Genomic DNA, 26,355 nt, shown 5'->3' with positions numbered 1-26,355 from the left:
TGTCAGTACTCGGTGGTTTTTGCTAACGATTTAAAAACCGGGCTGTTCTCCGGGCTGGTGGTGCTGCGCCAGTGGATAACGCCGGGTGTAGTAGCCAGCTCAAACGGCTCGTCGGCATGTGCGCGATTAAGAATTCGCGCCGCGCGCCAGGCCATCAGGCTGAGCTGGGGTTCGGCAATGCCGAGACGGTGCATCCCGGCATTCACGGCGAACAGGCGGTTGCTCTGCGGACCGTCCCATTCGAGGGTGAAATCGTTGTTAATGCAGAAGGCTTCGTCCGTATCCAGATGCAGGCGGTGAGACAGCGGCGCGAGGAACGCGGGCTGCACGGCGCGGTAGCCGGTGGCGAAAATCACCACGTCGCTCTCAAGCTGCTCGCGGCCGCCGTCGAGGTGATGCTGAATGCTCATGCGATGGCCGTTTTCCTGGCGCGTCAGCGCCGTCACCGAGCGGGACGGCATCAGGTGTGCCCAGGGTTTTTCACGCAGCACTTCGAAGCGGTGGTACATGGCGCGATAAATCGCCAGCAGGGATTCGGTGGTGATCCCGTCGGACGTCATCTTCTGCTCGTGCAGCATCTGACGACGGGCCTCATCGCCGAGGGTGGAGAAGCTGTCCACGTACTCCGGCGTGAAGTACTCGTTGGCAAAGGCGGCTTCATCCAGCGCGTTGTAGTTATTGCGGCGCGATACCCAGTTCAGGCTCAGCGGCTGGCCCCATTCGCCGCGGAAGATATTCAGGAACAGGTCGGCCCCGCTCTGGCCGCCGCCGACGACGGTGACGCGCTTGCCCGCGAGATCCGGTGTGCGCAGCATCATCTCGCTGGCGTGGAAGCAGGTATCGTCCTGCGCGGTGACGCAGTCGGGCAGGTTGATCTGTTTGCCAATCCCCACGCAGACGTGGCGCGCCAGGAAGCGGTCGCGCTGGGTCACTACCTCAAACAGGCCGCTTTTCTCATCAAAGCTCACCTGCTGCACCTGCTGGCTGAAGGAGAGATTGGTGAGATTTTCCGCCGCCCAGCACAGGTAGTCCGCAAACTCCTCGCGGGAGACGGTGCGCTGCTCGGTGGTCAGGAAGCGGTAGAACTTTTTGCGCTGCACCAGGTAGTTCAGGAAGCTGTGGCGGTTGGTGGGCTCCACGGCGCTGACCAGATCCTTCAGGAAGCTGGTCTGCATGTGGCAGTCCGGCACCATCATTCCCGGGTGCCAGGAGAAGTGCGGTTTACGCTCGAGGAACAGCGAGCTAAAGCCGTCCAGCCCTTCGGCCAGAGCGGCGATGCTGAGGTTAAACGGGCCAATACCAATGCCGATGAAATCATAGGTTTTCATTGCGCTGACTCCCGTGAGGCCAGAAAAAGAGGGTTATCAAGGTCGGTGACGTAGTTAGGCAGCATGCGGCTGCCGCCGTCGTGTTCGGAGAAGGTCAGTTTGACCGGGTTGAGGATCACGCGAATAATCTGCGGCTTAAACAGGTCGAACTTCGCGAAGCGTTCTGCCAGATCCGCGTGCGCCGCCATATACTCCCGTAAAACCCCGGCCAGAATCTTGTAGAAGCGCGTTTCGCTCACGCCGCATTGCAGCGTGAGGCGCGAGATAAAGCGCAGCACCGTCACAAAATTACCGGTTTGCAGGTCGTGAATAATGTAATCCGCGTTCAGGCGCGCCGTGACGGCTTTCACCTGTTCCGGCAGGGTCTGTGCCTGCGGGAAATCTTCATCCACCAGGCGCATGTCGCCCTGGAAATCTTTCAGCAGGATGCGCTGCGGGACGTAATCCTTCATCACCAGCGTCACGTTCTGGCCGTGGGCGATCAGCGCCACGCCGTAGCGGCAGAGCAGGTGATAGAACGGGATCACCGTTGCCTCAAACAGCTTTTCCAGCCACGCGTCGGCGCTTAGCCCCGAGCGTTTAATCCACGCGTCGATCAGCGGGCGCCCGGCGTTATCGGTCTCCATCAGCGCGGCCATCAGCACCGCCTGTTCACCGTCTTCTAAATAACAGGACGGGTTCTCGCGCCAGATCACCCCCAGCATCTCCTGATAGCGGTAGGGCGCTTTCGGCAGAGCCGAATAGCCCGGATGCGACAGATAACCGGCGGCGGGTTCGCCAAGCACCTGCGCGCCAGAGCGGGCAAGCGTGGCGTCGGTAGCGAACTGCTGCTGCAGCCAGCGCGAGGCCAGCGGCCCGGCGGCAATATATTTGCCCGGAATGCCGCGATAGCAGGAGGTGTTGTAGATGGTCAGCGGAAGCTTGATGTCATATGGTGCGCGACGGCTGGCGTTGGTGAGCGTGCGCAGGGACTGCTGCGCCAGATACTCGTCGCCAAATTCGCCCAGCTCAACCATCTCTCCGCGCGCCAGCTGGGCCAGGAAATGAACGGCAATCTTCTGCTGCCACTGCCACGGGTGCAGCGGCACCGGCAGCCAGCTGTCGTCAAGACCCAGCGCCTGCCAGCGGGCGTCAAAGCGGGCGCGCTCGGCGTTGTCCATGGCGCTCGCCAGCAGAGTGTGAATGTCGCAATCGGCGTCGCTGCTCCAGACCAGATGCTCCCGCTGAACGGCAACCCAGTGCAGACGAAAACGTCCGCGATACTCAGGCGCGTACTGACGCAGCGCGTCCAGGCCCCAGCCGCGGCGGCCTTTGTTGAAAATAAATTTCGGGTGACCGCTCATCAGACACTGTAATTCGTCCGGGTCGAGCTGGATCAGCGCGTCCGCGTCCAGCGCTTCACGCGCCTGCAGCAGCTGCATGTCGCCGCGCAGCGTGGCGTAGAGATCTTCCATATGCTCTGCCGTTTGCGCGTCGCTCATCTCCAGCACCGTCGCCAGCTGCAGCAGTGCCTTTTCCGCTTCGACGGCCTCGCCGCTGGCGGCGATCAGGCTGTCCGGGTCGATATGCAGCCAGCCCCAGATCCCGCGCGTGGCGCGAAACTGCCAGGACTCGCTGCCCATGGCGATGCGCCAGCCGTCCGACGAAACCGGCTCAGCGCGCAGGGTGCGTTCGTATTCCAGCTCGGCGAGGATCTTTGCCACCATCTCGCGGTTCACTTTCTGCCAGAGCGCGTTCACAGGCCCACCTCGCTGAAGAAGCGGTGACGCTGGCTCATGATCAGGCGCGAGCGCTTGTGCGGGAAGTCGAACTCTTTCATCGTCTCAAAACCGGCGGAGGCCAGATGGCGGAACAGACGCTGGTTGTCGAAGCGCGGCTCGGCGACGATGCGCGCGGTGCGCGGTTCATCGAGATACAGATAGTGGCTCAGGCCGCGCAGCCAGCTGCGGATGTACTGCGCGCCGCGCCAGTTCTCTTCGCCCACCAGCATGTGCAGCCCGCGGTCAAACGGCTGCCAGCGGTAGTGGCGGCCAATGCGGTCTTCCGCCGCCCAGTAGAGCTCAAAATAGCCGAACGGCTGGTCGTCGAAGCAGCCGATCACCGGGAAGCAGTAGGTGGAGTCAAGCTGACGGCGCAGGTAGTTTTCCTGCTCGGCCTGCGGGCCCGCCATCTCCCAGAAGGCGTTCACGCGCGGGTTGTTCATCCATTGGGTAAAGCGTTCGCCGTCCAGCGCTACGTCGGCCACGCGGAAGCTGAGGGTGCGCTTAATTTGCGGATCGTAGCGACGGTATACTTCGCCCTGCGGGCGGTGAGGACGCAGCGGGAAATACAGCTGACGGCTCTCATCAAACTGCATCCCGCCGCTGGCCTGCGGCCGTTCGCCTTTCAGCCACAGCGGCAGCTGCCAGAAGGTTTCGCGTGCCAGATAGTCCCCGTGGGCCAGGCTAAACAGCGCCTGCGCCTGGGGGTCATCCTGCCAGGTCGCCCAGGGCAGGGTAATGCCGGTCAGCGCGGGTGCGGCAACAAACAGCTGATCGAGTGCTTCGACCAGCCAGCCGTCCGGGATCCCATTCAGACGCTCCAGCACCGCGCTGCCGTCGAGACCCAACGTCAGCGGCAGCGCGCGATCCGTTGCGGTGCAGCGAAAGCCGTAGCCGGAATGGACGATATTCGCGATGGTCATTACGCCTTCTCCTTGTAAAACGGGTTGCTAAAGTCGAAATAGATCACCGCCGGATCGACGATGGTGTTTTCATTGCGATCGTGCAGGTAGCAGAAGAAGTTGCCTTTGCAGTTCCAGGTCGGGCTGTCGAGGACGTAGTCGAGGCAGCGGGTCTGCTTCGCCGTGCTGCGCAGTTCGGCCAGCGCGTCGCGCACGCGGGACATCAGGCTCTCCTCGCTGTCAAAACCGGCGGCGGCAAGGGCGGCGGTGACGGCAAGGGTAGAGTTCAGCAGCAGGTAATAAGGGAAGTAGCGCAGCAGCTGGCTCTCACCGAAGCGGTTTTCCACCTCCGTTTCGCCCGTCTCTTTCAGCCACGCGTCGGCCCCTTCGGTCCACGCGCTGCCCTGGCAGTCGCGGTAGATAAGCCCGACGGGGAAATCCTGCTGCATCTCAACGAGGATATTTTGCTGGTGCGCCAGCAGGACCAGACCGTAGTCCGCCTCGGCGCTGAACAGCGGAAGTAATACGCGGTCGCAGTAGGCGTCCAGCCAGCAGCGGGCGGCCCGGGCGAGCGGTAAATTGAGACGCTGGCTGAGACGGCGCACCGCCGCGGCCAGCAGGCTGTCGCCGCCGTCCGGCGCGGCCTGGGTCAGGCTCACCAGCACGTTGGTCTGGGTCTCTGGCGTATCGAACAGCAGATTAACGCGCAGGGCCATCAGGCTCTCTCCCTGAATAACGCCCCTTTCGTCACGCAGCCCGGCCCAGCCGTCCTCCTGCATCACGCGCATGGTCGGGTAGCGTGCCTGTAAATCTTGCCAGCGTTCCGTTTTCGCCAGGCGCGCCAGGCGCATTCCGCGCTTAACTTCTTTGACCGACAGCGTGCGCACGGAGTTGGTCAGGCGCACGCTGAGGGAGAACTTAATCATGTCGCTGTTGGTTTCGCTGTACAGCGAGCGGGAGGAGCTGGTGGGCAGCCACTGTGCGCCCGCTTCACCCAGGTCCTGCAATGAACCGATTTCCGCCAGACGCTGGCACCACTCCTGCTCCAGCAGATAGTCGGCCTGCCACGGGTGCATCGGCAGCAGCCAGCGGGTGTCGGTGAAGTGGCCGAGCAGCTCAGGCGCGCTCTGGGCCGCGAAGCGCAGCAGACGCTCGCGCAGGGAGACGTTCAGGCTGTCGCCGGCAACGAGCGTGCTCTCAACGGCAAACCAGCGCAGCGGGAAACGCGAGGCGAAATCGGGCAGATAGCGACGCGCCTCGGTTTCGTTGAACGGCTCGTGCGACTTCGGCGCCGGGTGAAACGCATGGCCGACCAGCAGCGCCTGTTCCGCTTCGGCAAACGTCAGCGGCTTATCGCGCAGGTTTGCCCAGCCGTGGCGCAGATCGATCGCCTGCCAGGTGTGCGCATGGCTTTCGAGAACGCGCTGCTTAAAACGCCCCAGCGTATCGGCATCCAGTGAGCCTTTTACTGACGGCTTTTCAATAATTAAATCAATAAGTTGATCGAATGTGACGGCGTCACCCTCATCGCTGTTGCTCTGAATAAGCGTTGCCGGGAAACGGTACTGATGATGCTGGGTGGGAGAGAAATAGCGTACCGGAACCCGAAGCGCCTGGGTTTGTGAGAGCGGGATATGGATCTCAGATAGCGCATCCGCATCGGTAGCGGGGAGATAGCGCCAGTCCTTCGTTTCGCGCAACAGGGCGTTCAAAAAACACTGGGCTGCAACGTCTGTACCGGCAGAGCGGGGCAGAGCACGCATAGGTGTACCTCATTCCGTGATTGATAATAATTCTCGTTATGATATTCATTCTGTTTACAGTCGCAACCATTTTTGCAATATTTGTTTTCATAAACTTCATAATTTCCACACATTTATTGACACTATGTTCACATTCTCATGCGCGCTGACTCAGAAACATTGACCGAAAACGCCGCCTCAAAAGCCAACTGGCCCCTGGCGCTATGTGCGGGTTTATTAGGTATCGGGCAAAACGGCCTGCTGGTGATGCTCCCGCAGCTGGTGACCCTGACCGGGCTGTCGCTCTCGGTCTGGGCCGGGCTGTTGATGTTCGGATCCATGCTCTTTTTACCGGCCTCGCCCTGGTGGGGGCGCCAGAGCGAGCGGCGGGGATGTAAGGCCGTGATGCTGGCCTCGCTGAGCGGCTATCTGGCCAGTTTTGTTGTGATGGCGCTGGTGGTCTGGGCGATGGCGGCCGGGAGGCTGGATACCGTCTGGGGACTGGCGGGGCTGATTCTTTCACGTCTGCTTTACGGACTGACGGTCTCGGGGCTGGTGCCTGCGGCCCAGACGTGGGCGATTCAGCGCGCGGGGCTGGAGAAGAGAATGGCGGCGCTGGCGACGATAAGCTCCGGCCTCAGCTGCGGACGTTTGCTCGGCCCGCCGCTGGCGGCGCTGATGCTCAGCGTCAGCCCGGTGGCGCCGCTCTGGCTGATGGCGATCGCGCCGTTAATCGCGCTGCTGCTGGTGCTTCGCGAAGCCGCAGACCCGCCGCTGCCGCCGGTCGCACACCAGGCGACCCGGCTGCAGGCCTCGATGCTGCCGTTCCTGCTGCTGGCGCTGCTGCTGGCGGCGCTGGTCAGCCTGATGCAGCTTGGCCTGTCACCGCATCTTAGCCCTCTGCTGGGGGGCAACGCCCGGGAGATCAGCCATCATGTTGCGCTTCTGCTGAGCCTGGCCGCGCTGGCCACGCTCGCGGCGCAGTTTCTGGTGGTCCGCCCGCAGCATTTCACTCCGGTGACGTTGCTCTGCATCGCGGCGGTGCTGATGGTCGCAGGGCTTGGGCTGATGACCGTCGCCGGTTTAACGCTGTTCTACGTGGGAATTGTTATCACTTCACTCGGGGCGGCGATGGCCACGCCGGGCTACCAGCTTCTGCTGAACGACAGGCTGACCACCGGGAAAGGGGCGGGCGTCATCGCCACCAGCCACACGTTAGGCTACGGCGTCAGCGCGCTGCTGGTGCCTGTGGTGACGCGCTTTTACGGCGAGCAGTTTTTGACGCTGGCCGCATGGGGAATGGCAGTGCTGTTTTTAGCGTTGAGCATAGGGGTACGGTCAACCGAGCGGACCCCTTCTGAAAAGCCTTAATGGATCTGGCGGGAGGAATGGCCGCCAGACTCCTCATTTTGCCGCAGACGCTGCAGGGGATCCTGCTGATAAAACTGGCAGAAACGCTGCCACAGCGCCGGGAAACGGGGCGCGAAGAGCTCGGGCGCGCTGAAGAAATACTCCGAGAGCACCGCAAAGCACTCGGCCGGGTCGGTTGCCGCATAGGCGTCAATGCTGGCCGCGCTTTCGCCGACCAGGTCTATCTCATCCTGGATATTCTCCATCGCCGCATGCAGGTCGTGCTCCCATCCGGCCACTTCACGAAGCGGGATAAGAGGGACACCGCTGGCGCGATCGCCGTTGCGGGTGTCGAGCTTATGCGCCACTTCATGGATAACCAGATTAAAACCGGACGCATCGAACGAGTCCTGAATGTCGAGCCAGTTGAGGATAATCGGCCCCTGCTGCCAGCTTTGTCCGGACTGCACCACGCGCTGGTTGTGCACCAGCCCGATGTCATCTTCCCACTCGTCATCGACGATAAAGGGGGCCGGATAGATCAGCACTTCGTGGAAGCCATCCAGCCACTCGATACCCAATTCCAGCACCGGCAGACAGAAAAGCAGGGCGATGCGCGCGTTTTTCAGGGGATCGAGTTCGAAACCCTGCAGTGGAACCAGGCGTTTTTGCTGTAAAAAACGATCCGCCAGCTGAACCAGTTTCGCTTGTTCATCCGGGTTTAGGTTAGCCAGAACCGGGATCGTCAGCGCGTCATCCCATGGCAGCGCCATATCCCGGCCAGCTTCATTCGTTTTCCAGGGCCACTTTATCATCGCTTTGCTCGCAAACTCGTCACTTGAACAAAAATGGGAAAGTCAGGTTCGGTTAAGATGCCAGAAAATCGCTCACTGCGACAATTCCAGCCTGAATAAACTATCATTCGTACGTAGCGGTGGGTAGCGGTTTACGGGCATCACCTTCATTTTGTGAAGTCTGTCGTAGCGTTAATCCACAGGTTTAGTGAAGAAATCAGTACGGTATTGAAAAGATGAGCGATTTCAAAGGTAACAAGCAGAACCTGCCCAGCCGAGCGTGCGCGCAGTGCCAGCGGCCCATGACGTGGCGCAAAAAATGGGCGAAATGTTGGGATGAGGTCAAATACTGTTCGGAGCGTTGTCGCAGGAGCCACCGTTGACCGAACTGCGCCTGATCCTCGGCGATCAGCTTAATCCGCACCACAGCTGGTTTGATGCCTGTAATCCGAACGTCATTTACGTGATGCTGGAGCTGCGGGCAGAAACCGCGTACGTGCTTCATCACGCCCAGAAAGTGATCGCCATTTTTGCCGCCATGCGCGCGTTTGCCTCTGCGTTAAAAGAGAAGGGGCATCGGGTGAGGTATGTCCGGCTTTCTGACGGCTCAAACCGCGGCGCGCTGGAAGACAATCTCAACGCGCTGGTCGCGCATTACGGCGCCGACAGGGTGATATGGCAGGATCCCGACGAATGGCGCCTGGATACGCAGCTGCAGGCGTGGGCGAGAGCGGCGTCCGTCGAAACGGCCTGCGTCAGCAGCGAGCATTTCTTCACCACCCGTGGACAGGTGAGCGCGTTCTTTGCGCCACGCAAAAGCTGGCGAATGGAGTACTTTTACCGGGAAATGCGTCGTCAGCACGGCATACTGTTAACCTCAGAAGGCGAGCCGGAAGGGGGAAAATGGAATTTTGATGCCGAAAACCGCAAACGCTGGTCCGGCGAGCCTCCCGCGCTGGGGGACGCGCGTCCCAGCCACGATTATTCAGCCTTATGGTCGGAGATCCAACGCTGCGGCGTAAAGACCTTCGGCGAACCGCAGGCCGGGAATTTTCGCTGGCCGCTCAACCGTTCGGAGGCCAAAGCCAGGCTGGATGAATTTATCGCTCACGTGCTCCCCCAGTTCGGCGCCTGGCAGGACGCGATGCACGCTGAGGAGCCTTTTCTTTTCCACTCGTTAATTTCATTCGCGCTGAATACCAAAATGCTTAATCCGCGGGAAGTGGTGGCTGCCGCCGAGCAGGCATGGCGTTCGGGCCATGCGCCGCTGCCAGCCGTTGAAGGGTTTATTCGACAAATTCTCGGCTGGCGGGAATACGTGCGCGGGATTTACTGGTCGCAGATGCCGGGCTATCGGGAACTGAATGCCTTAGACCAGCACGCCCCGCTGCCGGACTGGTTCTGGACCGGCAGGACGCAGATGCGCTGCCTGGCGCATGCCGTTGGACAGTCGCTCACCGAGGCTTACGCCCACCATATCCAGCGCCTGATGGTCATCGGAAACTTTAGCCTGCTCAGCGGCCTGTCGCCGCAGGCGGTTCATGAATGGTATCTGGGGGTCTATATTGATGCCTTTGAATGGGTGGAGCTGCCCAATACCCTCGGCATGAGCCAGTTTGGCGATGGCGGATTGCTGGCCAGTAAGCCCTACGTCTCAAGCGCGTCGTATATTCATAAGATGAGTAACTACTGTCAGGGATGCCGGTATCAACACAGCCAGCGTACCGGAGAGCTGGCGTGCCCCTTCAATGCCCTTTACTGGGATTTCTTTGCTCGCAACCAGGCGCGTCTGGGTAACAATCCCCGGCTGGGCATTGTCTTTAAACAGCTTGCGGACATGAAGGAAGAGGAGCGGCAGGCCATTGCCGATCGCGCCGGGTATATTCGCCTGCATCTCAACGAGCTCTGACGTATTTCACCACCGCGCCGGTTGCGGTGGGTCAATAAGACGCTATTATTTTTGACTTTGTTGCGTATTCCCTGACAGGACATCCAGACGCCATGCCCGTGAATTTTGACCTTAACGATCTTTATGCTTTCAGAGCGTTAGTGGAATACGGTAACTTCCGTGTCGCTGCTGAATCTATCTGCTTATCCCAGTCGGCGCTGAGCCGCAGGATTGAAAAGCTGGAAGCCGCGCTGGGAAACCGGCTGTTTGACCGTACCACTCGCCGCGTGGCCTTAACGCTATACGGGCAAAACTTTGCTGAACGCTCCGCGCAGCTGCTCGACAACGTTGAGTCAATGCTGGCGGATGTCGATAAGGTCAGCGAAGAGCGGACGGGGCTAATCACGGTTGCTACGGTCCCTTCTGCGGCCTGTTACTTTATGCCCGATGTGATCCGTCGTTTTCAGTCTCGCTATCCGCGCGTTCGCATTAAGCTCATCGACAGCAGCGCGGGGAATGTGATTGACGCCGTGGCCCGAAGCCAGGCGGATTTTGGCATCAGCTTCGCAGGAAACCTGCCGTCCGAAATCGAATTTTTCCCGCTGGTGGAGGATGTCTATGTTGCGGCGTGCCGAAAGGATCACCCCCTGGCGCAGAAGAGTCATCTGACGTGGCAGGCCTTTTACCAGCAGGATTATATCTCCCTCGATAAAACGTCAGGTAACCGTAACCTGCTCGATCGGATGCTGGGGGATATCGTTCCCGAACGCCCGAGCGTCTGCGAAACGCGTCACGTTACCACGATGCTCGGCATGGTAGAGGCGGGGATCGGCATTGCTGCCGTTCCCGCCATGTCGATGCCGACGTCAGAGCACACGCTGCTGACGCATCTGCCGCTGGTGGCGCCGGAAGTGAAACGCACCGTGGGGCTTATCCGGCGCCGGGGGCGTATCCAGTCCTACATTGCGGCTGAACTGGAAAAGCAGATCACCGAGCAGTATCGCCGGACGTAACGGGGATCATCCCCGTCTTCTGGATGACGGCCCTGGAGGGCGGTGAGGCGAGATAGGTCAGCAGCGCTTTCCCCTCCGCGGGATGTTCTGCGTGACGGGTGACCGCACCCGCGAACCGCGTGATGTACTGCAGATTATCCGGGATTTTCCCGATAAAGGTGACGCCCTGAATCGGCAGCAGCTCGCTGACCTGCTGGAAACCGACGGCGTATTTTCCTTTCGCCACTTCTGAGGCGACCGGGATACGCTCGACCATTGTCGCTTTACCTGCCACCTCTTTTTCAATCCCCATTTTTTTGAACAACGTCTGGCTGACGTACCTGCCGCTGGCGCTGTCAGAGTAGGCGATGGAGCTGGCCTGAAGTAGCGTTTTACGCAGAGCCGCCTCGCTGCTGATATCAGGGACATCCGCCCCTTTTTTCACCACCATGCCGACGGGGGAGTCCGCGAGTTCGGTTCGCGAACCCGGCTGGGTCTGGCCGGCTTTTTCGAGCTTCTCCAGCGCATCGCCCACCATAATCACCACGTCGGCTTTCTCGCCGCGCGCCAGTCGGTTTGGGATCGCCTGCGGCGTAGCGCCCATTGAGGGGCCGGGGATAATCACGATTTTATCCCCGGTCCGGCGTTCATAGTCCGGGGCCAGCTTTTCCAGGGCGGCCTTGAAGCCGCCTGAAATCATGACCTTCACGTCCTGAGCACAGGCATTCACGCTCAGGAGCGTCAGCACCAGCGCGCTGGCGGTAAAGCGATAGGTGCGTTTCATACTGCCCCCTGTGACTTGACGGTGTTTTGCAGCGATACCGCGCGGCGGCGGTAGAGGTAGAGCGTGGCCAGCAGGGCACACACGGCAGCGAAACTCATCCAGTAGCCAGGCGAGGCTTTGTCACCGGTGTATTCGATCAGCGCGGTGGACATGACCGGGGTAAAGCCGCCAAAGACCGCCGTTGCCAGGCTGTAAGCCAGAGAGAAACCCGCCACGCGCACTTCAGCAGGCATAATCTCCGTCAGGGCCGGGATCATCGCGCCGTTGTACAGGCCGTAGAGGAAGGAGAGCCACAGCAGCACGCTCAGCATCATGGAGAAGCTGGGGACGCTCGCCAGCAGCGTCAGCGCAGGGTAGCTGGTCGCCAGCGCCAGCAGGGCCATGGCAATCAGCACCGGCTTGCGCCCGAAGCGATCCGACAGCGCGCCGCCCACCGGCAGCCAGATGAAGTTAGAAATCGCCACCAGCAGGGTGACCAGCAGGCTGTCCGAGGCGCTGAGCATCAGCACCTTTTTGCCAAAGGTGGGGGCGTAGACGGTGATGAGGTAGAACGCGGTGGTGGTCATCGCCACCATCAGCATGCCTGCGACCACCACCTGCCAGTTGCCAAGCAGCGTTTTAAAGACCTGACGCATCTCGAGATGCTGGTGGCGCGCGCTGAACTCTTCCGTCTCCTCCAGCTTGCGGCGCAGGAAAAAGATAAACGGCACGATTAAACAGCCGAACAGGAACGGGATGCGCCAGCCCCATTCGCGAATGGCGCTCTCCTCCATCAGGGCATTCAGGGCAAAGCCCATCGCCGCGGCGACCATAATGGCGACCTGCTGGCTGCCGGACTGCCAGCTGGTGTAAAACCCTTTGCGGCCCGGCGTGGCGATTTCAGCCAGATAAACCGAGACGCCTCCAAGCTCCGCACCGGCGGAAAAGCCCTGCAGCAGACGGCCCGTCAGCACCAGCAGCGGCGCCCACAGACCGATGCTTTGATAAGAGGGGATAAGCACGATCAGGAACGTCCCCGCCGCCATGATGGAAAGCGTGACGATTAGCCCCTTTCTGCGCCCCACCTTGTCGATATACGCGCCAAGCACGATGGCGCCTATTGGACGCATCAAGAAGCCCGCGCCGAAGACGGCGAAGGTCATCATCAGCGACGCAAATTCACTGCTCGCCGGGAAGAACGTGTGGGCGATGTAGGTGGCATAGAAGCCGAACAGAAAGAAATCGAACTGCTCAAGAAAGTTGCCGGACGTCACGCGGAGTATGGCGCCCGCTTTCGAGCGTACGGTTGCAGGTGAGGTTGAGGAAAACATGGTTATCTCCAGTTTATTGTTGACGTTTTACGCGTCTGTTTTTGAAAACTGGATCAGGATGAGGAAATAGATAAGCGCAAATGCCGCATCGGCTGATGCACGTTTTGCATGAATAGCCTTCGCGGGATAAATACAATTAATGACAACAATAACTTAACAATTAATTGATTTTTTATTCACCACTTTTTGCTAAGTGGCTGATATCACGGTTTTGTGACATGACGCAGGCGCATGTCTGTCTGCAACTGCCGGGCAGCGTTGCGCCACCCGGCCTGTCTCAACCTAGCGCTGTGAACAACCCGCGCACTGTTTGTTCTGGATCTGCTGGAAGAAATCGTTGCCTTTGTCATCCACCAGGATAAACGCCGGGAAGTTCTCGACTTCAATTTTCCAGATTGCTTCCATTCCCAGCTCCGGATACGCGACGCATTCCAGGCTCTTAATGCTGTTTTGCACCAATACCGCTGCCGGGCCGCCAATGCTGCCCAGGTAGAAACCGCCGTGCTTATGGCAGGCGTCCGTCACCTGCTGGCTGCGGTTGCCTTTTGCCAGCATAATCATGCTCGCGCCGTGGGATTGCAGTAAGTCCACATACGAGTCCATACGGCCCGCCGTGGTCGGGCCGAGCGAGCCAGACGCGTAGCCTTCCGGCGTTTTGGCCGGGCCTGCGTAGTAGATCGGATGGTCTTTAACGTACTGCGGCAGTTCTTCACCGTTGTCGAGCAGTTCTTTCAGCTTCGCGTGGGCAATATCGCGCGCCACGATGATGGTCCCGTTCAGCGACAGGCGGGTAGAAACCGGGTGCGCGGAAAGCTGCGCCAGGATCTCATTCATCGGCTTGTCCAGATTGATGCTCACCACGTCGCCTTCGCCCTGCTGGCGCAGTGATTCAGGAATATACTGGCCCGGGTTGTGTTCCAGCTTCTCAATCCAGATCCCGTCGCGGTTGATTTTCGCTTTGATGTTGCGGTCTGCGGAGCAGGAGACGCCCATGCCGATTGGGCAGGAGGCGCCGTGGCGCGGCAGGCGGATCACGCGGATATCGTGGGCGAAGTATTTGCCGCCGAACTGCGCGCCGAGGCCTAGGTTCTGCGCTTCCTGAAGCAGTTCCTGTTCGAGCTGAACGTCGCGGAACGCCTGGCCGTGTTCATTACCTTCCGTCGGCAGCGCGTCGTAGTAGCGCGTGGAAGCGAGCTTCACGGTTTTCAGCGTGGCTTCCGCTGACGTACCGCCAATCACAAATGCGATATGGTAAGGCGGGCAGGCCGCAGTGCCCAGAGTGCGCATCTTCTCAACCAGGTAGTTTTTCAGCTTCGCCGGGGTGATCAGCGCTTTGGTTTCCTGATAGAGGTAGGTTTTGTTGGCAGAACCGCCGCCTTTTGCCATGCACAGGAATTTGTATTCGTCCCCGTCCACGCTGTAGAGATCGATCTGCGCGGGCAGGTTGGTGCCGGTATTCACCTCTTTATACATATCCAGCGCCGCATTCTGGGAGTAGCGCAGGTTGTCTTCAATGTAGGTGTTATACACGCCCTGGCTCAGCGCCGCTTCGTCACCGCCCCCGGTCCAGACGCGCTGACCTTTTTTACCCATGATGATCGCGGTGCCGGTATCCTGGCAGGTTGGCAGCACGCCTTTTGCGGCAATTTCAGAGTTACGCAGGAACTGCAGGGCAACGTATTTGTCGTTCTGGCTGGCCTCCGGGTCGTTCAGGATCGCGGCAACCTGCTTCTGATGGGAAGGACGCAGCATAAACGCGGCATCGTGGAAGGCCTGCTGCGCCAGCAGGGTCAGGGCTTCCGGCTCCACTTTCAGCACTTCCTGACCGTCGAATTCGGCAACGGAAACGTGCTCTTTGGTCAGCAGGTAGTATTCGGTGTCATCGTGCGCGAGAGGGAAGGGGTTCTGATAAAAAAATGGTTTATTCGACATAGTATTGCTCCACAAAAATAAAACCGCCGGAGGAGAAGTCCGGCGGTCAGGAATCAGAACATCATGGACATCCACGGATAACCAATCAGCAGCAGGGCCGCCAGGAAGATGGCACCGAAGATGGTGCCGAGGCGCCAGTAGTCTTTGGTTGGCAGGTAGCCGCTACCGTAGTAAATCGGGCTTGGGCCAGTACCGTACGGGGTGATGATCCCCATCACGCCCAGCGAGGTCACCATCAGCAGAACGAACACTTCCATATTCATGCCCGGAATGGTGGAGGCGATGGTCAGCATCGCCGGCAGCAGCGCCGTGGTGTGCGCGGTGGTGCTGGCAAACAGGTAGTGCAGCAGGTAGAACGCCAGCAGCAGGACGATGGTCGCTACGCCCGGAGAGATACCGCTCATCAGCAGGCCGCCTTCTTTACCTAACCAGCTGATAAAGCCGGTGGAGGAGAGGCCATCCGCCAGTGCCACCAGGGTGGCGAACCAGACGAAGGTGTTCCATGCGGCCTTGTTACCGGTGATATCGTTCCACTCCAGCACGCCGGTCCACAGCATCAGACCGACGATAAGCAGGGCCGCCATGGCAGGCTCAATCCACGCGGCAGCGAAGATCCACATCAGCAGCGCACAGCACACGAACACCAGCAGCAGAATTTCGTTGCGGGACAGTTTGCCGAGTTTTTCCAGCTCGCGGGTCGCCCACAGCGGCACTTCGTTATTCACTTTGACTTCAGGTGGGTAGAACCAGTAGGCCAGCAGCGGCATGGTCAGAATCAGCAGGATACCCAGCGGCAGGAAGGCGAGGAACCAGGTGCCCCAGGAGATATCAATCCCAACCGTACTTTTCACCAGCGCCAGGGCCAGCAGGTTTGGCGCGAGGGCGGAGAGGAACATTGAGCTGGTGATACAGGCCGCGGTGATCGCCACCCACATCAGGTACGAACCAATCTTACGCGCGCTTGGGTCGTTGGGTTTTGAACCGTACAGCGGCGGCAGGTTAGCGATAATCGGGTAGATAGTTCCGCCGCTGCGCGCGGTGTTGGACGGGGTGAACGGTGCCAGCAGCAGGTCAGCAAACGTAATTGCGTAACCGAGCGTGAGGCTGCGACGGCCGAGGTACTTCACCAGAATCAGCGCCAGACGGCGGCCGAAGCGGGTTTTGTCATAGCCTGCGGCGAACATAAAGGCACCGAAAATCAGCCAGACGGTAGAGTTACCAAATCCGCTCACCGCCCACTTAAAGGAGGCGCCCGCCAGCTTGAATTTCGGATCAGCCAACTGATCGGGGCTGAACAGCACCCACTGGCTGCAGAGGGCAATGGCGACCACGCCGGTCAGGCCGATCACCGCACCCGGCAACGGTTCGAAGATCAGACCGACGATCACGCCGACAAAGATGGCGAAGTAGTGCCATGCGTAAGGCGGCAAGCCTTCAGGAACGGGAACAAACAGCAGCAGTACGGCGACAATGACGGGTAGCGCCATCATCAGCAATCGTTTTGCGTTTCCATTTGATGCCTGGTTCGCCACAGGGGGCGTTACAGCAGTTTTTGTATTCATAGTTTCACGTCTTAAGTTGTCAAAAATTCGGTCGCACTGAAAAAGCACTTTCTTAAGTTTCTTTGCTTTTTTTAGTTATTAAAGGTGCTTTCATGTTTTTTCAGTAATAGCGATTTAACGCGTTTTCGTGTGCGCTAAATTAAAAAATGATGATGTTTTTATATTGCGCTTTTGAATGCCATAACTATTGATCGCGATCAAAAAAATAGAATTGCAGCGTTATTTTTATGCTTTTATTAATAACCACTCTGGCGTATGTGGTTATTGCCTGTTTTTCGCGTATTTTTTATCATTTTTTTAACATGTTAGATTTTGGTGTGTTTGTATGTCGTTATTTTTATTGATTTTGTGTTAGTTTTGGTGAATTGGTTTTACCATTAATCATTTAACGAATTTTAAATTATTGTGAATGGCTGAATTACAATCGCTAACACCAATGTGTTATTTGTGTTATCGAAGGGATTAAATAGTTTTTTAACTAACGTAATAACTTTATAAACTAAAAAAATCGTTATATTAATATCATGACATCGGCAAATAACGACGAAATAAAAAATCAATCCGATAACGAATTCTTAATTTTTAAAAGTTTGGAGTTTCTATTATGAGCACTAACGAACGCATTCTTAGCCCCTTCACATTACCGAATGGTACTGAACTGAAAAACCGTTTGTTAATGGCCCCTATGACAACCTGTACCGGCTATTTTGACGGCACCGTCACCAGCGAGCTGGTGGAGTACTATCGGGCCCGTTCCGGCAGCATTGGCACCATCATTGTGGAGTGTTGCTTCGTCGACGATCTCGGTCTCGCCTTCCCGGGTGCCATCGGTATTGATAATGACGAGAAAATTGCCGGGCTGGCGAAAATCGCAGAGGCCATTAAATCCAAAGGATCTAAGGCGCTGCTGCAGATCTATCACGGCGGCCGCATGGTCGACCCAAAACTGATTGGTGGCCGTACCCCGGTTGGCCCGAGTGCCGTAGCCGCGCCGCGTGAAGGTGCCGCAACGCCGGTTGCTCTGACCGCAGAAGAAGTGGAAGGCATGATCGGCAAGTTTGGTGAGGCGGTGCGTCGCGCCATCCAGGCCGGTTTCGACGGCGTGGAAATCCACGGGGCGAACACCTATCTGATTCAGCAGTTCTACTCACCGAATTCAAACCAGCGCGACGACGAGTGGGGCGGCAGCCGCGATAACCGCGCGAAGTTCCCGCTGGCCGTGCTGGACATTACCCACAAAATGGTACGCCAGTACGCGGACGACGCGTTTATTATTGGCTACCGCTTCTCCCCTGAAGAGATGGAAGTCCCAGGCATCCGCTTTGACGACACCATGTACCTGCTGGAAAAACTGGCGGCGCGCGGCGTGGACTATCTGCACTTCTCCGTCGGCGCGACCCTGCGTCCTTCTATTGTCGACACCCAGGATCCCACCCCGCTTATCGAAAAATACTGCGCGATGCGTTCTGAAACGCTGGCGCAGGTTCCGGTCATGGGCGTGGGCGGCGTGGTGAATGCTTCTGATGTGAATGAAGCGCTGGACCACGGTTACGACCTGATTGCCGTGGGTCGTGCGACCATCGCGTACCCTGACTGGACCGATCGCATTGCAGCGGGCGAAAGACTTGAGCTGTTTATGGACAGCACCCAGCGCGAGGCGCTGAACATTCCTGAACCGCTGTGGCGCTTCTCGCTGGTAGAAGCGATGATACGCGACATGAGCATGGGCGAATCCAAATTCAAACCGGGTACCTTTGCTGAGAAAGTGCAGGATGACGCTAACGAGCTGGTGATTAACGTCAGTCTGGAGACCGACCGCATTGCGGACATCGAGCTGGCCTCCGGCCCGAGCGAAGACGTTGAGTTTGTGACCAGCTTTGAAGAGATCCGTGCCCGCATTCTGGATGCCAACACCCCGCACGTGGATGCCATCACCGGCGCAACCAGCCAGAGCGAGGCGGTGAAGAAAGCGGTCTCGAAAGCGATGCTGAAATCCAGCAAAGCGCTGGCCGCGGAAGAGGGCGTTGACCCGAACGAAACACGCAGCGTGGACGTGGTCGTTGTCGGCAGCGGAGGCGCCGGTCTGGCGGCGGCGATCCAGGCTCACGACGAAGGCGCGAGCGTGCTGATTGTCGAGAAAATGCCGACCATCGGCGGGAACACCATTAAAGCCTCTGCCGGTATGAACGCCGCCGAAACCCGCTTCCAGCGCGTGAAGGGCATTCAGGACAGCAAAGAGCTGTTCTATCAGGAAAGCCTGAAAGGCGGCGGCAACAAGAACAACCCGGAACTGCTGCGTCGCTTCGTCGAAAACGCGCCGCAGGCAATTGAGTGGCTGGCCACGCGCGGCATCATGCTGAACGACATCACCACCACCGGAGGGATGAGCATTGACCGTACTCACCGTCCAAAAGACGGTTCAGCGGTGGGCGGCTACCTGATCAGCGGCCTGGTGCGTAACGTCAACAAACGCAACATCGAGGTGATGCTGGATACCTCCGTCAGCGACATCATCTTCGAGAACGGCGAAGTGACCGGCGTACGTCTGACCACCGAAGAGAACGAAACCGTCACCGTGGCAACCAAAAGCGTGATTGTCGCCACCGGCGGCTTCAGCGCCAACAGCCAGATGGTGGTGAAATACCGTCCGGATCTGGAAGGGTTCGTCACCACCAACCACAAAGGGGCAACCGGCGGCGGCATCGCGCTGCTGGAGCGCATCGGGGCGGGTACCGTGGATATGGGCGAAATTCAGATTCACCCAACCGTTGAGCAGAAAACTTCGTACCTGATTTCCGAATCCATTCGCGGCGGCGGGGCGATTCTGGTCAATCAGAAAGGGGAGCGCTTCTATAACGAAATGTCGACCCGCGATAAGGTCTCGGCGTCAATCATCGCGCTGCCGGAGAAATACGCTTACATCGTCTTTGACGAGCACGTACGCGCCAAAAACAAAGCCGCGGATGAGTATATCGCCAAAGGTTTCGTGACCAGCGCCAGCTCGCCAAAAGCTCTGGCGGAAGCGCTCGGTATGGATCACCACGCTTTCCTGGCGACCCTGGAACGCTACAACGGTTTCGTTGAGAAACAGCACGATGACGATTTTGGCCGTACCACCGCGCTGCGCGCGCCTATCAACGAAGGGCCTTTCTACGCCATTCAGATTGCGCCGGGCGTGCACCACACCATGGGCGGCGTGACCATCAACACCGAAACCTGCGTGCTGGACAGCAACCACAACGTGCTGCCAGGCGCGTTTGCGGCCGGTGAAGTGGTTGGCGGGATCCACGGTGCTAACCGTATCGGCGGTAACGCAGTGGCAGATATCATTATTTTTGGTACGCTTGCAGGACATCAGGCGGCTATGCGTTCGAAAAAGCAGTAAGACCCCTGTGTTGTAGGCCGGATACGCGCAGCGCTATCCGGCATTTTCCCCGGCGGCACGGTGCCTGCCGGGGCTACATCTGAGGACTCATGCTATGCCTGATAGCCATCGCGTTTACAGCTACTCCGCCGTCCTGATGGGCTCGCCCATTCTCCTGAAACTCTTCTCCCACGACGAAGCCCTCGCGTCCCGCGTGTTTCGCATGATCAAACAGTACGAAAATCTGCTTACGGTTAACCGCGCGCACTCGCAGGTGATGGACATTAACCATGCTGCTGGCCAGCATCCGGTTACCGTCAGCCGGCCGGTGTTTGAGCTGATCCGCTGTGCCAAAGCGGCAAGCCTGTTCAGGGACAGCGCCTTTAACCTGGCGATAGGTCCGCTGGTGAAGCGCTGGAAAATTGGCTTTCAGGGGGACAGCGTTCCGCCTGCAGATGAAATCGCGTCGCTGCTGGCGATAACCCGCCCAGAGGATGTTCTCCTTGATGAGGCCAGCAGCAGCGTGTTTCTGACCAGTGCGGGGATGGAGATCGATCTGGGGGCCATCGCCAAAGGCTATATCGCCGACAGGGTGCGTGATTACCTTCGTAAAGAAGGCGCCGAGCTGGGGCTTATCAACCTCGGTGGAAACATTCAGACGTTAGGATCGCCGGAAGGGGGCTGGAGCGTGGGGCTGAAAAAACCGTTCGCCGGTGACGCGCTGATCGGCACGATGACCGTAGAGAACCTCTCCGTCGTGACGTCGGGAACGTACGAACGCTACTTTGAGCAAAACGGCAAGCGCTATCACCATATTCTCGATCCGCGCACCGGGTATCCGCTGGACAACGAGCTGGACAGCGTGACGATTGTTTCGAAAGACTCCATTGACGGCGATATCTGGACCACGCTGATGTACGGCATGGGCGTTGAGAAGGGCTGTGCTGTGCTGCGCTCTCGTCCTGATATCGAAGCGATTTTTGTGACCAAAACAAAAGAAGTGGTGTTCTCTTCAGCACACCACTTCCGTTTTACACTGCTGGATAACGACTACCGCGTTACTGACAGTATTGCTTGAGCAGGCCGGTCTGCTCCGGCTGGAGACGGTAGCGATACACCGGACGCCCGGTGGCACCGTAGTGAATGCTGGTGAACAGAATGTTGATTTGCGCGAGCCAAATCAGGTATTTGCGACAGGACACGCGGGAAATATTGACGGCGTTTGCCAAGTCATCGGTAGAAAATTCCGTCTCCGGGTGAGCGTCAATCCACTGGCAAATCGTGCGCAGCGTTTGCGGCGTTAACCCCTTCGGCAGCTTTTTACTGTCCGCCAGTTCCGGCGCCCCGCCATGGATCAGCCGGTCGACGTCGGCCTGTTCATAATACTGGTGCGAACCCATCAGGCTATGCTTTGCCTTCCAGCCGTTCAGCGCCTCTTCAAAGCGCGGGAACTGGAACGGCTTGATCAGATAATCCACCACGCCGTAGTGAATGGAAGTCTGGATCGTGGCGGCGTCGGCAGCGGACGAGATCATAATCACATCGATTGGGCGACCGGATGCGCGAATCACGGGCAGCAGATCCAGCCCGTTATCCTGCTGCATATAGACATCCAGCAGCACCAGATCGACAGGCTGCCCGGGGTTATTAATGATGGCCTCGGCCTGGTTTAGCGTGGAGGCGATGCCGCAGCAGCTAAAACCTTCAACACGGTTGACATACAGACGGTTGAGGTCGGCTACCATGGCGTCATCATCGACAATTAATACATTTATCACGCGATATTCCTCTCGCTATCCCAGGGGATGTGAACAAAAAATTGGGTAAATACGCCTGGCTCAGACTCGACGGTGATATCGCCGCCGAGGTTCTGGATTTGCTGGCGAGCAAGGAACAGCCCAACGCCACGGTTTTCACCTTTTGTTGAGAAGCCCTTTGTAAAAATAGCCTCCAGCTGAGCGGGATCAATGCCGGGGCCATCGTCGCTGACTTCGCAGCTGAGCCAGCCGTTCTGATAATGCAGCAGCAGGCCGATCTCACCTTCCTGCTGTCCTTCCATCGCGTCGAGCGCGTTTTCAATGAGGTTACCCAGCACGGTGATCAGCACCGCGACCTGCTCTTCACTCGCGGTATCCGGTATCTGGCATTCATCCGCCAGCGTCAGGGTGACGCCCGCTTCTTTCGCCCGATTGATTTTACCCAGCAGGAACCCGGCAATGACCGGGGATTTTACCTTGCTCTGTATCGTACCGATATCCGTCTGGTAATTATGTGCCGTCTGGATGATGTACTCTTCCAGCTTGTCGTAGCGCTTCATGTGCAGCAGGCCCAGGATCACATGCAGTTTATTCATAAACTCGTGCGTATGGCTGCGCAGGGCGTCGACGTAGTTAACCATGCCATCAATACGCTGCATCAGCTGGCTGATTTCCGTTTTATCACGGAAGGTGGTAATGGCGCCGATCACCCGATCCTGGCTTTTAACGGGCACCATGTTGCAGAGCAATAGACGCCCGTTACAGCTGATCTCCTGATCCTGACGCGCGACGCCCGTCTTTGAAACTTCGCGCAGGCTGGCCAGCAGGGGCGCGCTGGCGTTTTCGGTCTGCTTGCCGGAGGGGAGAAGCAATATTTCTCTGGCGGTCTGGTTGATCATCGTCACGCGCCCGTGAATATCGACGGCCAGCACCCCCTCGCGAAGCGACTGCAGCATTGCCTGACGCTGTTCGAACAAGGCGGAAATTTCGTAAGGTTCGAGCCCGAACAGGATGCGTTTCAGTACCCGCACTAGCCCCCAAATCGCCATCGAGCTCATAAAAATACTGAACAAAATGGTCCAGACGGCGTTTAGCCGCCCGCGGGCAATCTGATCTTCCACTTTTTTGAGGGAGATACCGACCACCACCACGCCGATCTGGTCGTGCTGGCTGTCGTAAACGGGAGTGAAGACGCGAAGCGCTTCCGCGAGGGCGCCACGGTTTACGGAGACATTCTCTTTACCTTCCAGCGCAGGCTCCAGGTCGTTACCTATAAAGTGCAGGCCGATGAGGGCTTCGTTCGGGTGCGAGTAGCGAATCCCCCGCATGTCGGTCACCACGGTGAGCAGCAGATCGTTGCGTTGGGTGACGGCTTTGGCGATGGGCTGAATGATATCCGCCTGCGGTGGCTGCATCAGGCCGCGCTGGATCTCCGGGCTGTTGGCCAGCGTTCTGGCGATACCCAGAGCCGTATCTTTAACATCATCGCGGGTCGCCCGGGTGATTTGCACGGAGTAGAGCGCAAAAACCACCAGCAGCACAGAGGCAATAATCGCGCATACCATCAGCGTGACCAGGGTGTTCAGCTTCATGGGGCGCTTGCGCGTCGTAAGGAAAGGCTGCAAATCGCTCATCAACACTCCGCGATGATTAAGAAAGGGGTAATTATCGCCGATGACGCGCTTTTCTTAAAGCCATGTAAAGGCGTGGATTTGGTCCTCTTTTCGTGACCCTCCTCGCAGGTCATCTATATAAAACACTTTATAGTGTGTGGGTACTCATAATAAGGAGGCTGTTTATGAGCGTTATGCTTACCGGTTCGGTCAAGGAAAGACGGCACGCCAGCACGATGAATATTGATAGATTGTCCACGCTGGACATGCTGAAAGTCATTCACCAGGATGATGCACTCATTTCTGCTGCGATTACCCCCTGTTTAGATACTATTGCCCGCGTGGTGGACAATGCCGCCGCGACGCTCAGCCACGGCGGTCGCCTGATCGTTGTTGGCGCGGGGCCGTCGGGGCGCATTGCGCAACAGGTTGCCGATGAATATGCGCCGGGCAAAACCCCTGTGATGGCCGTTACGGCACAAGAAGGGGAAGGGAGCTACGAGCGCGGCGTTGCCGATCTGCAGGCCATCAAGTTTGGTGAACGCGATATGATGCTGGCCGTGACCGTCAGCGGAAAAACGCCGTGGGTCTGGGGGGCAATGCGCCATGCGTGGTCGCTGGGTTCACCGGTCGCTATTGTTACCGGTGATGCGCAAAGCGAAGCCGCGCAGCTGGCAAGCATGGTTATCGCTCCGGAGCTGGGGGCCGACGTCGTCGCAGGGTATATCAACACCAAAGCGGGGATCGCGCAAAAAATGATCCTCTCGATGATCGCTACCGGGCTGGCCGTCCGAACCGGACGGGTTTACAGCAACCTGCGCGTGGATCTTGAGGCAAGCACGACCAAATGGACTGAACGGCAAATCGCCATTGTGATGGAAGCGGGGGGATGCAGCCGGATGGAGGCAAAAACCGCGCTGGAGAGCTGTAACCATAACTGTAAAACGGCGGTATTGATGGTGCTGACAGGGCTGGATGCATGGAAAGCCCATGAGCTGCTGGCGCAGAATAACGGTTTTATCCGCGTGGCGCTGCAGGAAGCACCGTAGTAGAGATAGTGAAGAAATAAAAAAGGCCGCAATTGCGGCCTTTGGTATTTTGGGGAATTAGAACTGGTAGGTCATGCCTACGCCAACGATGTCATCAGTTGAGATGCCATTGGCTTCGTAGAAGCTTTCATCGTTGTCCAGCAGGTTGATTTTATAATCAACGTAAGTCGAGAAGTTTTTGTTAAAGCTGTAGGTCATACCGACATCGACATAGTTCACCAGATCCTGATCAACATAGTCGTAAGTAGTGCCTGGGTTGTAATCATTGCCGCCAATGTCTTTACCTTTGGAGTAAACCCATGCCAGAGACGGACGCAGGCCGAAGTCGAACTGGTACTGCGCTACGGCTTCAAAGTTCTGCGTTTTGTTGGCGATACCAACCGTCTCACCGCTACCAAATGGCGTCATGTTGCGGGTTTCCGCATACATCATGGCCAGGTAAACACCCTGCGCATCATATTTTGCGCCAATGGTCCAGGCTTCAGCGCGTTCGCCACCTGCATATGGGCTGTAGCGGTTGTAGTTACCTGCACCGTATGCAACCTGTTTGTTCGTGCGGTCGGAAGATGAATATGCCGCACCCAGGCTCAGACCGAAGTCAAAATCATAGGTGGTAGACATACCGAAGCCGTCGCCGTTCTGGAAACGAACATCATCATGGCCGTTTTTCGTGCCTTCCTGATCTTCTGTTGCATCCTGGCCTTCATTCGCACCCTGATACTGCAGCGCGAAATTCAGACCCTCAGCCAGACCGAAGAAATCCTGGTTACGATAGGTTGCCAGACCGTTAGCACGACCGTTCATAAAGTTATCGGTCCAGGTGTAAGAGTCACCGCCAAATACAGGCAGCATATCGGTCCAGGCTTCAACGTCGTACACGACGCCGTAATTACGGCCATAATCAAATGAACCGTATTCGCCATATTTCAGACCAGCATATGCCAGGCGGTTAAATGATTTGTCACCCGCGCCTTCGGTATCGTTAGCGAAGGTTTTGTATTCCCACTGACCGTAGCCGATCAGGTCGTTAGCGATCTGGGTTTCGCCTTTGAAACCAATCTGTACATAGGTTTCGTCGCCGTCGTCGCCAGCGTTGTCAGAGAAGGTGTGGCGCGCATCGACTTTGCCGTACAGGTCAACTTTGTTGCCGTTTTTGTTGTACATTTCAGCCGCATTGGCTGCGCCTGCCATTAATAACGCGGGTACCACAATTGCCAGAACTTTTCTTTTCATTATATATTCCCTTCAATCATAATTTATATGAATATATGTAATCACCCTCCGCAATTACAGGCTTGATACTATTCCAGGAAGTGTAATTTAGTTTCAAAAATAAATGTAATTAAATCCTATGAAATATTGCCAAATATTTCTATCAATCTCTTTATTTTTCTGGTGAATTAATTCATTGAATTTATAAGGTGTAATTATTATTAAGTATTTCGTGGTTCTATTTTTAGATTGATTTAATTCGGCTATGTTATAATTGATTCTCTTTTAAACAACAGGATATGACGATGGAACTTGCCCGGTGGCAGCAGCGATTTGAGCGCTGGCTTGAGGAAAACCACAGCACCGACGATACCGCACATGATATTTCGCATTTTCGTCGGGTCTGGATGACGGCGCAAAAAATCATGGATCATAAGACGGTGGAGCCGCTGGTGATCCTGAGCGCATGCTATTTCCACGATATTGTCAGCCTGCCGAAAAACCATCCCGAACGCAGCCAGTCGTCACGGCTCGCCGCACTTAAAACGTGTGACATTCTGCGCCGCGACTTCCCGGACTTTCCACCAGAGCATATTGCCGCCGTTGCGCACGCGATTGAGGCGCACAGCTTCAGCGCCGGGATTGTGCCGCAGAGCATGGAAGCCAAAATCGTGCAGGACGCTGACCGGCTGGAAGCGTTAGGCGCTATCGGCCTGGCGCGGGTTTTTGCCGTCTCGGGCGCGCTGGGCGTGCCGCTTTTTGATGCAGACGATCCCTTTGCCGATGCGCGTATCCTTGACGACCGTGCGTTTGCCCTCGATCATTTTCAGACCAAGCTGCTGCGATTGCCTGATACAATGCAAACGGAAATGGGCCGCGAGCTGGCTCGTCACAATGCCGATTTCCTGATCCAGTTTATGGCGAAACTCAGTGCCGAATTACACGGCGACTGCATCGGGCTGGATAGCCAGGTGTTGAGCCGCTTCCGTCGCAGTTTGCGCAACTGAACTGTGGTA

At 57.5% G+C, this 26,355-nt stretch carries 20 protein-coding genes; 8 read left to right on the top strand and 12 right to left on the bottom strand.

Going from position 1 to position 26,355, the window contains the following annotated elements; translation table 11 throughout:
* Positions 1-2: 2 nt before the first annotated feature.
* Genes LA04_RS16445 through LA04_RS16430 form a run of 4 tightly spaced genes read right to left on the bottom strand, consistent with a single transcriptional unit; the run spans position 3 to position 5,753 of the window.
* Entirely contained in the window at positions 3-1,328 is a 1,326-nt protein-coding gene (locus tag LA04_RS16445; protein ID WP_047652409.1) for a lysine N(6)-hydroxylase/L-ornithine N(5)-oxygenase family protein, read from the bottom strand.
* Entirely contained in the window at positions 1,325-3,067 is a 1,743-nt protein-coding gene (gene iucC, locus LA04_RS16440) for an IucA/IucC family protein (RefSeq protein ID WP_047652408.1), read from the bottom strand. The genes LA04_RS16445 and iucC overlap by 4 nt, the downstream gene beginning before the upstream one ends.
* The gene (locus LA04_RS16435; RefSeq protein ID WP_047652407.1) at positions 3,064-4,011 is read right to left on the bottom strand and encodes a GNAT family N-acetyltransferase; all 948 of its coding nucleotides are present in this window, start codon (positions 4,009-4,011) and stop codon (positions 3,064-3,066) included. The genes iucC and LA04_RS16435 overlap by 4 nt, the downstream gene beginning before the upstream one ends.
* A complete protein-coding gene (locus LA04_RS16430) occupies positions 4,011-5,753 on the bottom strand; it encodes an IucA/IucC family protein (protein WP_047652406.1) in 1,743 nt (580 codons plus the stop codon). The genes LA04_RS16435 and LA04_RS16430 overlap by 1 nt, the downstream gene beginning before the upstream one ends.
* A 138-nt stretch (positions 5,754-5,891) precedes the next feature.
* On the opposite strand from LA04_RS16430, the gene LA04_RS16425 reads away from it, so the two are divergent.
* On the top strand, positions 5,892-7,103 hold the full coding sequence (locus tag LA04_RS16425; protein ID WP_047652405.1) for an MFS transporter: 1,212 nt from the start codon (positions 5,892-5,894) through the stop codon (positions 7,101-7,103).
* On the opposite strand, the gene mtfA is transcribed toward LA04_RS16425, so the two are convergent.
* On the bottom strand, positions 7,100-7,897 hold the full coding sequence (gene mtfA, locus LA04_RS16420) for a DgsA anti-repressor MtfA (RefSeq protein ID WP_047652404.1): 798 nt from the start codon (positions 7,895-7,897) through the stop codon (positions 7,100-7,102). The genes LA04_RS16425 and mtfA overlap by 4 nt on opposite strands.
* 215 nt (positions 7,898-8,112) lie before the next feature.
* Here mtfA and LA04_RS23775 point away from each other — a divergent pair, with 215 nt between their 5' ends.
* From LA04_RS23775 to LA04_RS16410, 3 genes are all read left to right on the top strand, one after another.
* Positions 8,113-8,259 carry a DUF2256 domain-containing protein gene (locus LA04_RS23775; RefSeq protein WP_072015545.1) on the top strand — a complete coding sequence of 49 codons (147 nt, stop codon included), beginning with the start codon at positions 8,113-8,115 and terminating at the stop codon, positions 8,257-8,259.
* Positions 8,256-9,785 (top strand): cryptochrome/photolyase family protein, encoded by a 1,530-nt coding sequence (locus LA04_RS16415; protein ID WP_152594375.1) that lies wholly within the window; start codon positions 8,256-8,258, stop codon positions 9,783-9,785. Before LA04_RS23775 ends, LA04_RS16415 begins: the two co-directional genes overlap by 4 nt.
* Positions 9,786-9,877: 92 nt before the next feature.
* A complete protein-coding gene (locus tag LA04_RS16410) occupies positions 9,878-10,777 on the top strand; it encodes a LysR family transcriptional regulator (RefSeq protein ID WP_047652402.1) in 900 nt (299 codons plus the stop codon).
* Here the strand turns inward: LA04_RS16410 and LA04_RS16405 are convergent.
* From LA04_RS16405 to LA04_RS16390, 4 genes are all read right to left on the bottom strand, one after another.
* Complete coding sequence (locus LA04_RS16405) at positions 10,752-11,540, bottom strand: substrate-binding domain-containing protein (RefSeq protein ID WP_047652401.1); 789 nt, start codon at positions 11,538-11,540, stop codon at positions 10,752-10,754. The genes LA04_RS16410 and LA04_RS16405 overlap by 26 nt on opposite strands.
* On the bottom strand, positions 11,537-12,850 hold the full coding sequence (locus LA04_RS16400; RefSeq protein ID WP_047652400.1) for an MFS transporter: 1,314 nt from the start codon (positions 12,848-12,850) through the stop codon (positions 11,537-11,539). The genes LA04_RS16405 and LA04_RS16400 overlap by 4 nt, the downstream gene beginning before the upstream one ends.
* Before the next feature lie 282 nt (positions 12,851-13,132).
* Entirely contained in the window at positions 13,133-14,782 is a 1,650-nt protein-coding gene (fumA, locus tag LA04_RS16395) for a class I fumarate hydratase FumA (RefSeq protein ID WP_047652399.1), read from the bottom strand.
* A 53-nt stretch (positions 14,783-14,835) separates the two neighbouring features.
* Positions 14,836-16,344: an anion permease gene (locus LA04_RS16390; protein ID WP_023312327.1), complete on the bottom strand. Its 1,509-nt coding sequence runs from the start codon at positions 16,342-16,344 to the stop codon at positions 14,836-14,838.
* A 604-nt stretch (positions 16,345-16,948) separates the two neighbouring features.
* Between LA04_RS16390 and LA04_RS16385 the strand changes: the two genes are divergently transcribed.
* Together LA04_RS16385 and LA04_RS16380 are read left to right on the top strand one after the other, a co-directional pair.
* Positions 16,949-19,729: a flavocytochrome c gene (locus LA04_RS16385; protein ID WP_047652398.1), complete on the top strand. Its 2,781-nt coding sequence runs from the start codon at positions 16,949-16,951 to the stop codon at positions 19,727-19,729.
* A gap of 94 nt (positions 19,730-19,823) precedes the next feature.
* Positions 19,824-20,786, top strand: coding sequence for an FAD:protein FMN transferase (locus LA04_RS16380; RefSeq protein ID WP_047652397.1), 963 nt, complete (start codon positions 19,824-19,826; stop codon positions 20,784-20,786).
* Here the strand turns inward: LA04_RS16380 and dcuR are convergent.
* A complete protein-coding gene (gene dcuR, locus LA04_RS16375) occupies positions 20,767-21,486 on the bottom strand; it encodes a two-component system response regulator DcuR (RefSeq protein ID WP_047652396.1) in 720 nt (239 codons plus the stop codon). The two genes, LA04_RS16380 and dcuR, sit on opposite strands and share 20 nt — an antisense overlap.
* Positions 21,483-23,099, bottom strand: a complete 1,617-nt coding sequence (locus LA04_RS16370; protein WP_029742130.1) for a sensor histidine kinase — start codon at positions 23,097-23,099, stop codon at positions 21,483-21,485. The genes dcuR and LA04_RS16370 overlap by 4 nt, the downstream gene beginning before the upstream one ends.
* A gap of 164 nt (positions 23,100-23,263) precedes the next feature.
* Here LA04_RS16370 and LA04_RS16365 point away from each other — a divergent pair, with 164 nt between their 5' ends.
* Positions 23,264-24,127 carry an N-acetylmuramic acid 6-phosphate etherase gene (locus LA04_RS16365; RefSeq protein ID WP_047652395.1) on the top strand — a complete coding sequence of 288 codons (864 nt, stop codon included), beginning with the start codon at positions 23,264-23,266 and terminating at the stop codon, positions 24,125-24,127.
* 57 nt (positions 24,128-24,184) lie between these two features.
* Here the strand turns inward: LA04_RS16365 and ompC are convergent, their stop codons facing one another.
* On the bottom strand, positions 24,185-25,360 hold the full coding sequence (gene ompC, locus LA04_RS16360) for a porin OmpC (RefSeq protein WP_047652394.1): 1,176 nt from the start codon (positions 25,358-25,360) through the stop codon (positions 24,185-24,187).
* Between the two features lie 284 nt (positions 25,361-25,644).
* Here ompC and LA04_RS16355 point away from each other — a divergent pair, with 284 nt between their 5' ends.
* Positions 25,645-26,346 (top strand): phosphohydrolase, encoded by a 702-nt coding sequence (locus tag LA04_RS16355; RefSeq protein ID WP_047652393.1) that lies wholly within the window; start codon positions 25,645-25,647, stop codon positions 26,344-26,346.
* Positions 26,347-26,355: the final 9 nt, after the last annotated feature.

Origin of the sequence: Enterobacter sp. UCD-UG_FMILLET, from assembly GCF_000762975.1 — a bacterium.
In the GTDB taxonomy this organism is placed as follows: Bacteria; Pseudomonadota; Gammaproteobacteria; order Enterobacterales; family Enterobacteriaceae; genus Enterobacter; species Enterobacter dykesii.
The sequence above is the reverse complement of the archived record's forward strand: the minus strand, read 5'-3'. Positions and strand labels throughout refer to the sequence as shown.